Genomic DNA, 11,121 nt, shown 5'->3' with positions numbered 1-11,121 from the left:
GCCCAGGTCGCGGGCCAGGTTGACGCCGTCGGCCACGCCCTTGCCGATCTTGCTGGCCTTGCTCAGGGCGGCATCCTTTTCCGCATGCCAAAAGGTCCATTTGTTCAGTTTGCTGGCCGGCGCCGGTTTGCTGCGGTACTGGTCGAAACGGTAGGTGCTTTCTTCCGCCACGCGAGTGCCTTCACGGGCCTGCCATTCCAGGCTCTTTGGCAGATCGCCGTCGAGCAGCCAGAGTGCGTGCTTGACCGGGGCCTTGCTGACTGCCTTCACAGTGTTACGCAGCAGATCCTGCCACTGCTGGTCGGAAAGCTGCTTGTCGCCTCGGCCAACCAGCAGCAGGCGTGCGGCGGCCAGGCCTTCCGGCTGATGTAGCCAGCACATCTGGCCTTTGCTGCCGTCAAAATCGCCGGCCTTGATGAAACGGGTAAGCTGGTCGCGGGTGCTCTCCGGCAGCGTCTCGGGGAGATCGCCGTTCTTGCCCAGCACCAGAATCAGTGCGTCGGCTTTGAATTTGTCCAGGGACCTGTTGCTCACTGCGAAATCCATGCTGTCTCCAAATCAATCAAGGTATGGCACGCGGCAAAAGGGCTTGCCGGTGCGGAAAACAGGGAAATATTGGGCTGTTCGGCGGCTAAACGCAATCGGCCCCAGCCGGCAAGACCGATCATTTACTGGCGAAATCATCGGTGTCACGGGTATTTCCCTGCGCATCATTATCACCTTGGCCGGCCAGTCAGTTACACTAGAGCCCATTCACTGCTGCCGCAGGTGCCAGAGGGTTCGGTTGCCCGCGCGGTATGTATCGCCACCGCAGGCTTTCATGCGCTGCCTTTATCAGGTGTCGGTGCCTTTTTGCAGACAAGAATGAGTGGGCCAGCCCTTGATTCTTCATCGTTATATTAACCGACAAGTTTTCCTGACCACCGTCATGGTCACCTTTATTCTGGTGATGGTGCTGGTCAGTGGCCGCTTTATCAAATATCTCGCCGAGGCCGCCGCCGGTGAAATCGCCGCCGACGCCCTGTTTCTGGTGATGGCGTTCCGGATGCCGGAATTCCTGCAGATGATCGTTCCACTGAGTCTCTATATCGGCCTGTTGCTTGTGCTCGGGCGCATGCACATGGATAACGAGATGGTGGTGCTGCAGGCTGGTGGTCAGGGCAATGGCCGGATCGTCCGTTCGCTAATAGTGCCGATTCTCATGGCCACCACTCTGGTGGCCATGTTTTCCCTCTATGTGACGCCGCGTGGGGATGCGGAAGTGAACCGCATCTTTGAAGAGCAGAAAGACCGCTCGGTGCTGGAACTCCTCACTCCCGGACGCTTCCATGTAAAGGGCTCCAGTAATACCCAGCGCGCCACCTATGCGGAACAGATGAACCGGGAAAAAGGCGTGCTGGAAAATGTGTTTGTGGCCGACGCCCGTTTCCAGGCCCGGGGGGAAGCGGACCGTCTGCTGACGGTATGGGCCAAGAGCGGCAAGCTGGTGCAGGAAGACGGTATCAGCTATTTGCTGCTGACAGAGGGTTTTCAGTACCAGGGCAAGCCGGGCCAGAGTGACTACAAGGAAATCGGCTTCAAGGAGGCGCGGGTACGGATTGGCAAGGAGCGGACCGACAGTCGCCCCCCCAAGGTACGCGGCCGTCCCACTCCGGCGCTGATTGACGAGCGCGACAGTAATCACGATGCCATGGCCGAATTGCAATGGCGTATTTCCCTGATTCTTACCGTGCCGATCATGGCGTTGGCAGCGATTCCTCTGGCTCGGGTCAACCCGCGGCAGGGGCGCTTTTACCGGCTGATCCCGGCGGTGCTGGGCTACATGCTGTATGTAGGCATGCTGTTGGTGACGCGCAGTGCCATTGAGGACCATGAGGGTGTGCTGCCCTGGTATCTGCATACCGGCTGGGTGCACCTGACGGCTGTGGTAGTGGTGTTTCTGTTGTATTTCGGTGGGCGGATTTTCCGCCGCAGGAGGCCGGCGTGAGACTGTTGAAACGCTACTTCTGGCGAGCGGTGCTGATCCCCACGTTGGCCATTCTGGGCATTATCGTCGGCCTGGATTGTCTGTTCGGTTTTATCTATGAGCTGGAAGGTCTGCGCGGGGATTACCAGGCCATGCAGGCGCTGCAATTTATTCTCACGACAACGCCGCGCCGGGTGCATGAATATCTGCCTATGGCGATCTTGCTGGGCACGTTGATTGGCCTGGGCTTGCTCGCCAACAGTGGTGAATTGTCGGTGATTCGGGCTTCCGGTGTGTCCACGCTGAAGGTGAGCTGGCTGGTGCTGCGTCCGGTTTTCCTGCTGATTCTGTTGTCCATTCCGCTCGGCGAATACCTGACCCCTTACTCGGAGCAGGTGGCCCAGAGTAATCGCTCCATGGCCGAGGGCGGCGGTGAGGCGTTGCGTTCCAAATACGGCTATTGGCACCGGGAAGGCCCGGAGTTTATCCATATCAATGCGGTGCAGCCCAACGGCGTGCTCCACGGCCTTACCCGCTATCGTTTTGATGACAACCACAAACTCACGGAAACCCAGTTTGTGGAGAGAGCTATCTACCAGGGAGATTACTGGTCGCTGGAGGGGGTCAAGGGAACCCGGCTTTCCGACGAAGGCACCGAAATCTTCAGCCGCGATAGCGCCGAGTGGCAAACCAAATTGACGCCGCAATTGCTTAGCATCGTGGTGCTTGAGCCGGATCATCTGGCCATGGCCAAGTTGCTGGAGTACACCGATTACCTGAAGCGCCAGGGGCTGGAAACCGCCGATTACATGCTCAGTTTCTGGCAGAAGTTGTTCATGCCGCTGGCTACCATCGGCATGGTGCTGATCGCCATTTCCTTTGTGTTTGGCCCCTTGCGCGAAGTGACCATGGGCCTGCGCCTGACGGCGGGGATCGTGGCAGGTCTGATCTTCCATTATGGCCAGCAGTTTTTTGGTCAACTGTCGCTGGTGTTTCACACCGAGCCACTGATGGCTGCAGTAGTGCCACCGGCGCTGTGTCTGATCCTGGGGATTTGGTTGCTGCAACGGGTACGATAATAATGACAATCTGGAGGGGGCAGGGACGCACCCACAAAGGGCGGCGGCCTGCCAATGAGGACACCCTGGTGTGCCGGGATGGCGACGGTCTGTGGGCAGTGATCGATGGCATGGGCGGCCATGATGCCGGTGATCTGGCCGCTACCATTATTCGTGAGTCCCTCGATGCTGTGGCGCTAGGAGGCAGTATCGCCCATCGGCTCCTGGCCGTGGAATCCGCCCTGCTGACCGCTAACCACGCCATTCGTCATCACGCCGCCTTGCACCTGCGCAGCAAGCCCATGGGGGCCACCGTGGTGGTGCTGTTGATTTACCGGGATGAAGCCGCGGTGCTGTGGGCCGGCGATGCCCGGCTCTACCGCCATACCGGCCAGGGCACTGTGCTGCTCACTCGTGACCATACCCCGGTGCAGGCCCTGGTCGACGCGGGTGAGATTGATGAACGTCAGGCCATGACGCACCCCCGAGCCCATGTGATTTACCAGGCCATCGGCAATGGCGACAAGCTGGAACTGGAGCAGGCGCGTTTCGATATTTCAGCGCACCAGCAGTTTCTGCTGACCTCCGACGGCGTGCATTCGGTGCTGACAGTGGACCAGCTGGGGCAGCTGATGGCGGAGGGGGCCAGCGAATCCGCTATCCTCAAGGCTGCGCTCAATGCCGGCAGCCAGGATAATGTGACAGCGGTAAAAGTGTCCGCTGATGGGCGCAGTGAATAGACAAATATCTCTCTGAGGCTGGCAAAGCCGCCATCTGCTGGTATACTCGCGCCCCACTGCCAGAGTGGTGGAATTGGTAGACGCGACGGATTCAAAATCCGTTGCCTTCACGGGCGTGCCGGTTCAAGTCCGGCCTCTGGTACCAAACGAATAAAAAAGCCCGCTTAGTGCGGGCTTTTTTATGGGCGCTGCATGCACAGGCTTGTCGCCAAATGCACAATCGCCCGACGCTGAATGGGAGTGACCTGATGGAACAGCTGCAACCTGCCGGTTTGCTGAAACGTCTTATGGCGCTGGTTTATGACGGCTTTCTGGTGCTGGCGCTGTGGTTCGTGACCGCCGGCCTCTTTGTGCTGGTGTATCCTCACACCGGTTTGCCGGAGGAGTCCATCAACGGCGTGACCCGTGCGGCCCCCGGTTACCTGAAAGGCATTCTGTTGCCCCTGTTGCTGGTGGAGACCTGGCTGTTTTATGCCTGGTTCTGGATGCGCGGCGGGCAGACGCTGGGCATGCGTGCCTGGCGGTTGCAGGTGCAGGATTATCGGGGTGGGCCGGTCAAATGGTGGCAGACCGTGGTCCGCTTTCTGGGCGCCTGCGTTTCCTGGGCGCTATTCGGCGCCGGCTATCTGGTGGTGCTGATCGCACCGCATCAGACCTTGCACGATCGTCTGTCCGCCACTGCCACGGTGGAGTTACCGAAGAAACGCAAAGGTTCCTGACCCGGAAAATGCGTGCAGGCTCGTCCCCTGCGGCGGGGTTGCTAGGCAAGGCCTGCCGCGGGTTACGGTTTTTTCCTCGCTGGATAGCAGGTATCCTTGCCACCCCTTATAGCTTCCGTGCCGGTACAGTACGTGAACGTCGACGATTTTGATTTTGATCTCCCTGATGGGCTGATTGCCCGTCATCCTCCCGCCGAGCGCCGTGATGCCCGCCTGTTGGCGCTGACCCGGGATGCCCTCCGGCATCAGAAATTCCCGGATCTGCTCTCCCATGTGCGCCCTGGTGATCTGCTGGTTTTCAATGACACCCGGGTGATTCCGGCCCGCCTGTTTGGCCAGAAGGAAAGCGGCGGCAAGGTGGAGGTGCTGATTGAGCGGGTGGTGGATGACCACGAGGCCCTGGCCCATGTGCGTGCGTCCAAGTCGCCGAAACCGGGCTCCTGGCTGCAGTTCGACGATGGCGTGCGCGCCCAGGTAACCGGTCGCCGCGATGCCCTGTTCATGCTCCAGTTTCATGGTTGCGACACCTTGTTGGGCGCGCTGGAGCGTATTGGTCATGTGCCCTTACCGCCGTATATCGACCGGCCCGATGAAGCCGGGGACATGGAGCGCTACCAGACGGTCTATGCCCGTGAACCGGGTGCGGTAGCGGCCCCCACAGCGGGCCTGCATTTTGACGATGAGATGCTGGCGGCCCTGGAGCAGCACGGGGTGGATATCGGCTTCGTCACCCTTCATGTCGGTGCAGGCACGTTTCAGCCGGTGCGGGTGGACAAGGTGGAAGATCACCACATGCACAGTGAGCGTTATCAGATTCCCGACTCACTGGTGGAGCAGGTGGCGCAGGCTCATGGCCGTGGCGGCCGGATTGTGGCGGTTGGCACCACCGCGCTGCGCGCACTGGAAGCGGCCAGCCAATCGGGCGGTCTGGGTGCCGGGCAGGGGGAGACCGACATCTTTATCTATCCAGGCTACCGGTTCCGCCTTGTGGATTGTCTGGTAACCAATTTTCACCTGCCCAAATCCACCTTGCTGATGCTGATCAGCGCCTTTGCTGGCCGCGACCGGGTGATGGCGGCCTACCAGTCGGCCATCGACGCGCAATACCGTTTCTTTAGTTACGGCGATGCCATGTTTATTGAGCGGGTGGATGTGCCTCCCGCAGAGGGGCTCTGAATGTCTCGAATGCAGTTTTCTCTCAGCACCACCGATGGTGCCGCGCGGCGTGGGCAGATCACGTTCCCGCGCGGCACCATCCAGACACCGGCGTTCATGCCGGTGGGCACCTATGGCACCGTCAAGGGGATGCTGCCCAGGGATCTGGCGGATACCGGCGCTGAAATCTGCCTGGGCAATACCTTCCACCTGATGCTGCGTCCCGGCACGGAAGTGATTGAAGCTCACGGCTCCCTGCATGGTTTCATGCAGTGGGACAAGCCGATCCTCACCGATTCCGGCGGCTTTCAGGTGTTCAGCCTGGGCGACATGCGCAAGATTTCCGAGCAGGGGGTGGTGTTCAAGAACCCCATCAATGGCGATCGGGTGGAGCTGACCCCGGAAAAGGCCATGCAGGTGCAGCGCTCCCTGGGCAGCGATATCTGCATGATCTTTGACGAATGTACCCCGTTCCCTGCCACCGAACAGCAGGCCCGGGATTCCATGCAGCTGTCCCTGCGCTGGGCCCAGCGTTCAAAAGAGGCCCATGAGGGTAATGATGCGGCCTGTTTCGGCATCGTCCAGGGTGGCATGTACGACAACCTCCGCCAGGAATCCCTGGCCGGGCTGGTGGATATCGGTTTTGACGGTTATGCCATTGGCGGTCTCAGTGTCGGCGAGCCCCAGGAAGAGATGCTGCGCACTTTGGGTGCCATCGCCCCGCATATGCCTGAAGACCGCCCCCGTTACCTTATGGGTGTGGGCAAGCCGGACGACATCGTTGAGGCGGTCCGCCGCGGTGTGGACATGTTCGATTGCGTGATGCCCACCCGTAATGCCCGCAACGGGCACCTGTTTACCGCCGAAGGTGTGGTAAAAATTCGCAACGCCAAACACCGTCACGATCTGGCTCCCCTGGAGTCTGATTGTGACTGCTATACCTGCGAGCATTTCTCGCGCAGCTATCTGCATCATCTGGATCGCTGCAACGAAATGCTGGGCTCCCAACTCAATACCATCCACAACCTGCGTTATTATCAGCGCCTGATGGCTGGATTGCGGGGGGCCATTGAAGGGGGTACATTGTCCGCCTTTGTGGACGACTTCTACGCAGCGCGAGGCCAGACTACGCCAGCGCTGTAGCTATTTATCGATTGGAGTATTCAATGAACATCGCAATGCGTTCCCTCCTGGCCCTGTTGGCCACCGCCCTGATTTCCCCGGCTTACGCTGCTGCGCCTGCAGGCCCTGGTGGTGTGGAACTGATCATGCTGGTGGTGATGATGGTGGTGTTTTACTTCTTCCTGATTCGTCCGCAGCAGAAGCGCGCCAAGGAACACAAGAACCTGGTGGAAAGCCTGAGCAAGGGTGATGAAGTGGTCACCAGCGGCGGCATTCTGGGTCGGATCACCAAGGTCACCGATGACTTCGTGGTAGTGGAAATCAGCAATAACCTGGAAATCAAGCTGCAGAAAGGTAGCGTCCAGGCGACCCTGCCCAAAGGCACCATGAAGTCCATCTAAAAACAACGGTCAGCCCCGTCGAGTACGGGGCTTTTTGCAGGCTAATTGATGCCTGTATTGTCAAGGGATTGAAGGCGCAGCGCCTTCAATACCCAGCTCAAAGGACCGGCAACACCGGAAAGAACTATGACCCGCTACCCCCGCTGGAAATTTTTCCTGTTAATGGCTGCGCTGATTGTCTGCGGCCTTTATGCGCTCCCCAATCTGTATCCTGATGCGCCTGCCATCCAGATCAGCCATGCCGAAGCCGGTGGCGAAGTCACCGATGTGGCACGTCAACGAGTGCTGGGCGCCCTGGAAAATGCCGGCCTCAGCCCCGGTCCCGGCGAGAGCGTTGGCACCTCTCTGCTGGTACGCCTGAGCGATACGGAAGCGCAATTGCGTGCCCGGGAAATCGCCGCCAACCTGTTGGGTGATAACTATGTGGTGGCCCTGAACCTGGCAGCCACCACCCCGCAATGGCTGCGTGCCGTGGGCGCCAGCCCCATGAATCTGGGGCTGGATCTGCGTGGTGGGGTGCACTTCCTGCTACAAGTGGATATGGACGAGGTGGTGACCAGCCGCATGGAAGCCTGGGCGGGTAATGCCAAGCTGACCCTGCGCGATGCCGGGGTTCGCTACCGCAGTGTGGACGTTGATGGCACTACCATTACCGCAACCTTCGCCGATCAGGTGGCCGCCGATGCTGCCCGGTCGCCGTTGCGCCGGGCGCTGGACAAATTTGCCATGAAACCCGCCGGGGATAACCCGGAAGTGGTGCTGACACTGAACGATGCCGCGCTCAAGGAAATGCAGGACTATGCGGTGGACCAGAACCGCACCGCCCTGAACAAGCGGGTCAACGAGCTGGGTGTGGCCGAAGCGGTGGTGCAGCGTCAGGGTTCTGATCGCATTGTCGTGCAGTTGCCGGGGATTCAGGATGCCTCCCAGGCTCGCCGGATTCTCGGTCGTACCGCGACCCTGGAATTCCGTTTGGTGGATAACAGTGTGTCTTCCGCCCGCCTGCGCACCGGTGTGGCGCCGCCAGGGCTTGAATTCTTCCCCTTCAAGGGGCAGGAAGGTCGTATTGTCGCCCTGAGCAAATCCAAGATTGCCACCGGCGACCAGGTGATTGATGCGCGCATGGGCTTCGATCAGCAGAACGGCTCACCGGAGGTGAATGTGACCCTGGATGCGGATGGTGCCAAACGCATGCAGCGCATCACCGGCAAGAATGTGGGCAATCCCATGGGCGTGCTGTTCATCGAAACCAAGACCGATGTCAAAAAGGTCGAGGATGAGGATGGCAGCCTGGTGGACAAGATGATTAGTACTACCGACAAGTACGTGATCAACGTGGCCACCATTCAGGATACCCTGGGGAGTCGTTTCCGTATCACCGGTCTGGATAATCCGGCAGAGGCCTCTGAGCTGGCGCTGCTGCTGCGCGCCGGCTCCCTGGCGGCGCCGGTGAGCATCGTCGAAGAGCGCACCGTGGGGCCAAGCCTGGGGGCGGAAAACATTGAAGCCGGTCTCAAATCCATGGCGCTGGGCTTGGCCCTGGTACTGATCTTTATGGCGGTCTGGTACAAGGTGTTCGGGCTGGTGGCCAATGTGGCTCTGCTGGGTAACCTGGTAATCATCGTTGGAATCATGTCACTGATTCCCGGTGCCACCCTGACCCTGCCCGGTATCGCCGGTATTGTATTGACCGTGGGGATGGCGGTGGACGCCAACGTGCTGATCTTTGAACGAGTCAGGGAAGATCTTCGTCGGGGGTTGAAACCCCTCCAGGCCATTGAAGAAGGTTACGGTAAGGCCTTTACCACTATTCTGGATGCCAATATCACCACCCTGATCGTGGCGGTGATCCTGTTTGCTGCCGGTACCGGGTCGGTACAGGGGTTCGCGGTAACCCTGTTCATCGGCATTCTCACTTCCATGTTCACGTCTATCATTGGCACCCGTGCCATGGTGGAAATGATCTACGGTCGCGGTGCCCGTGCACCGGCCAAACTGAGTATCTGAGGCGGTGATGGCGATGAGTAAGGAAGAAATGAACATCAATTTCATGGCTGCCCGGAAACCCCTGGGCATCCTGTCCATTGCGCTGGTGGTCATCTCAGTGATTCTGTTGGTGACCCGTGGCCTGAACCTGGGCCTGGATTTCACCGGCGGTACCACCATCGTGGTAAAAAGCCCGGTGGATGTGGAGCTGTCCCAGACCCGGGCGGACTTGGCCGAGGCCGGTTTCGGTGATGCGGTGGTTCAGCATTATGGCTCGCCCAAGGAAGTGAATATCCGTGTGGCTCCCAAGGACAGCGTGGATGCGGACAAGATCGGTTATGTGGTGTTTGACGCGCTTGAGGCGGGCAATAGTGATCTGGAGTTGCTGAAGGTGGAGTTTGTCGGCCCGCAAGTGGGCGATGAACTGCGCGATGAATCCGGCACTGCCATGTTGCTGGCGCTGGGGCTGATGATGCTCTACGTCTGGTTCCGCTTTTCCAACAAGTTCGGGGTGGCCACTGTGGTGGCCCTGTTCCATGACGTGATCGTCGTGCTGGGTCTGTTTTCATTGCTGCAATGGCCGTTTGATCTGACGGTGCTGGCGGCGGTACTGGCGCTCATCGGTTACTCACTGAACGATTCCATCGTAGTGGCGGACCGGATTCGCGACGAGTTTCGCAGTACCCGTGACATGGATCCGCAATCCATTATCAATGGTGCGGTGAACCAGACAATGACCCGGACCATCAACACCTCGTTGACAACGTTGCTGGTATTGGTGGCATTGTTCTTCTTCGGTGGCGAAGTCATGAAATCGTTCTCCGAAGCACTGATCGTAGGTGTGATGGTGGGGACTTATTCTTCCATCTACGTGGTGACCAACATCCTGTTCATGATGAAGGTCGACAAGGAAGACTTCCTGATTCCGGAACCGGAAGAGCTGGATGAAACACCTTAAAAGCAGTTAAGAGTTAACAGTGAATAGTTAATAGCTGAAATCAGAAAAGCCGCGATTCGTCGCGGCTTTTTTGTGTCTGTAAGTCGAGAGGGTTTCGACGCCGCTGTAGGTGCGAGTCGCGAAAGGCAAAACCGGGTTTGTTTTTCGTGGCTCGCTTCTCGTGACTCGCACCTCGCCATTTAGCCGAAGTTCTGTTTTTTCATCCATGGGATGATGCGCTCAAAGGCTTCCTCAATCTGGTCCAGGGAGGTGGAATAGCTGATGCGCAAGGCGTGCTTGCCGGCCTCGCCGAAGGTGTCGCCGGGGATGGTGCAGACGCCGGTTTCGCGTAGCAGCTTCAGGGCCACGTTGGCGCCGTCCACCCCGTCCGGTAGAGACGGGAACAGGTAGAAAGCACCGTCCGGCTGATAGCCGGTCAGGTGCGGGGTCTGGCCCACCAGTTCTACCAGCCTATCCCGGCGGTGTTGGTATTCCGCCACCATGCCATCAATAAAATCATTGCTGCCACGCAGGGCGGCGACCCCGGCCCACTGGCAGGGGGTGTTGGCCACGGTGGTGGTGAACATATGGTAGCGCCGCAGTTTCTTGATGGCGCCCTGGCTGCCGATCAGCCAGCCGATGCGCATGCCGGCCATGGAAAACGTTTTCGAGAAGCTGCTGATGACCATGACATGATCCAGGTCGGAGCAGCAGGACAGCACACTGGGGTAATCCCGGCCATCGTAGATCAGATGGTCATAGACCTCGTCACTGATCACATGAATCCCCCGATAGGCTGCCTCTTCCACGATGGCTTCGATGGTCTCCCGTGGGTAGATAGTACCGGTAGGGTTGCTGGGGGAATTGAGTACCACGGCAAAGGTGTTTGGCCCCATGGCATCAATGACCTCTTGGGGATCGAGCTGATGGTTGTTCTCTGCGCGGGTGGCAATGGACTTTACGGTGCCGCCATTCATGCGGATCAGGGGACCGTAAAGCATGAAAGACGGATCCGGGACGATGAACTCCCGTCCGGG

The 11,121-nt window shown here is 59.1% G+C and carries 11 protein-coding genes and 1 tRNA gene; 10 read left to right on the top strand and 2 right to left on the bottom strand.

From position 1 onward, the window contains the following. Nucleotides 1-534 (bottom strand): M17 family peptidase N-terminal domain-containing protein (locus tag ACFE0K_RS07770; RefSeq protein ID WP_434535522.1); only part of this gene is annotated, 534 nt, incomplete at its 3' end. Nucleotides 535-880: 346 nt separating this feature from the next. On the opposite strand from ACFE0K_RS07770, the gene lptF reads away from it, so the two are divergent. The 10 genes from lptF to secF all read left to right on the top strand — a co-directional run bounded on the left by lptF (nt 881) and on the right by secF (nt 10,105). Continuing rightward, the gene (lptF, locus tag ACFE0K_RS07765; protein WP_434535521.1) at nt 881-1,987 is read left to right on the top strand and encodes an LPS export ABC transporter permease LptF; all 1,107 of its coding nucleotides are present in this window, start codon (nt 881-883) and stop codon (nt 1,985-1,987) included. Continuing rightward, nucleotides 1,984-3,045: an LPS export ABC transporter permease LptG gene (gene lptG, locus ACFE0K_RS07760; protein ID WP_434535520.1), complete on the top strand. Its 1,062-nt coding sequence runs from the start codon at nt 1,984-1,986 to the stop codon at nt 3,043-3,045. The genes lptF and lptG overlap by 4 nt, the downstream gene beginning before the upstream one ends. Before the next feature lie 2 nt (nt 3,046-3,047). Continuing rightward, nucleotides 3,048-3,764, top strand: a complete 717-nt coding sequence (locus ACFE0K_RS07755) for a PP2C family protein-serine/threonine phosphatase (protein WP_434535519.1) — start codon at nt 3,048-3,050, stop codon at nt 3,762-3,764. Nucleotides 3,765-3,822: 58 nt separating this feature from the next. Next, nucleotides 3,823-3,909 (top strand) — tRNA-Leu (locus tag ACFE0K_RS07750). Between the two features lie 103 nt (nt 3,910-4,012). Then, on the top strand, nt 4,013-4,483 hold the full coding sequence (locus ACFE0K_RS07745; protein WP_434535518.1) for an RDD family protein: 471 nt from the start codon (nt 4,013-4,015) through the stop codon (nt 4,481-4,483). A gap of 132 nt (nt 4,484-4,615) precedes the next feature. Further along, a complete protein-coding gene (gene queA, locus ACFE0K_RS07740; RefSeq protein ID WP_434535517.1) occupies nt 4,616-5,659 on the top strand; it encodes a tRNA preQ1(34) S-adenosylmethionine ribosyltransferase-isomerase QueA in 1,044 nt (347 codons plus the stop codon). A gap of 9 nt (nt 5,660-5,668) precedes the next feature. Continuing rightward, complete coding sequence (gene tgt / locus ACFE0K_RS07735) at nt 5,669-6,781, top strand: tRNA guanosine(34) transglycosylase Tgt (RefSeq protein WP_434535523.1); 1,113 nt, start codon at nt 5,669-5,671, stop codon at nt 6,779-6,781. A 35-nt stretch (nt 6,782-6,816) separates the two neighbouring features. Beyond that, the gene (gene yajC / locus ACFE0K_RS07730) at nt 6,817-7,161 is read left to right on the top strand and encodes a preprotein translocase subunit YajC (RefSeq protein ID WP_434535516.1); all 345 of its coding nucleotides are present in this window, start codon (nt 6,817-6,819) and stop codon (nt 7,159-7,161) included. 126 nt (nt 7,162-7,287) lie between these two features. Continuing rightward, on the top strand, nt 7,288-9,168 hold the full coding sequence (secD, locus tag ACFE0K_RS07725) for a protein translocase subunit SecD (protein WP_434535515.1): 1,881 nt from the start codon (nt 7,288-7,290) through the stop codon (nt 9,166-9,168). Between the two features lie 13 nt (nt 9,169-9,181). Further along, complete coding sequence (gene secF, locus ACFE0K_RS07720; protein WP_434535514.1) at nt 9,182-10,105, top strand: protein translocase subunit SecF; 924 nt, start codon at nt 9,182-9,184, stop codon at nt 10,103-10,105. Nucleotides 10,106-10,284: 179 nt separating this feature from the next. Here secF and ACFE0K_RS07715 read toward each other — a convergent pair. Further along, nucleotides 10,285-11,121: pyridoxal phosphate-dependent aminotransferase (locus ACFE0K_RS07715; protein WP_434535513.1), on the bottom strand; the 837-nt coding region annotated here is incomplete at its 5' end.

This window comes from Alcanivorax sp. (assembly GCF_051117345.1).
Taxonomy (GTDB): Bacteria; Pseudomonadota; Gammaproteobacteria; order Pseudomonadales; family Alcanivoracaceae; genus Alcanivorax.
The sequence above is the reverse complement of the archived record's forward strand: the minus strand, read 5'-3'. Positions and strand labels throughout refer to the sequence as shown.

Bases quoted from the DNA above. Each gene is read 5' to 3' on its own strand.
- tgt (WP_434535523.1), top strand. From the start codon at position 5,669: ATGCAGTTTTCTCTCAGCACCACCGATGGTGCCGCGCGGCGTGGGCAG.
- ACFE0K_RS07755 (WP_434535519.1), top strand. From the start codon at position 3,048: ATGACAATCTGGAGGGGGCAGGGACGCACCCACAAAGGGCGGCGGCCT.
- yajC (WP_434535516.1), top strand. From the start codon at position 6,817: ATGCGTTCCCTCCTGGCCCTGTTGGCCACCGCCCTGATTTCCCCGGCT.
- secD (WP_434535515.1), top strand. From the start codon at position 7,288: ATGACCCGCTACCCCCGCTGGAAATTTTTCCTGTTAATGGCTGCGCTG.
- secF (WP_434535514.1), top strand. From the start codon at position 9,182: ATGAGTAAGGAAGAAATGAACATCAATTTCATGGCTGCCCGGAAACCC.
- ACFE0K_RS07745 (WP_434535518.1), top strand. From the start codon at position 4,013: ATGGAACAGCTGCAACCTGCCGGTTTGCTGAAACGTCTTATGGCGCTG.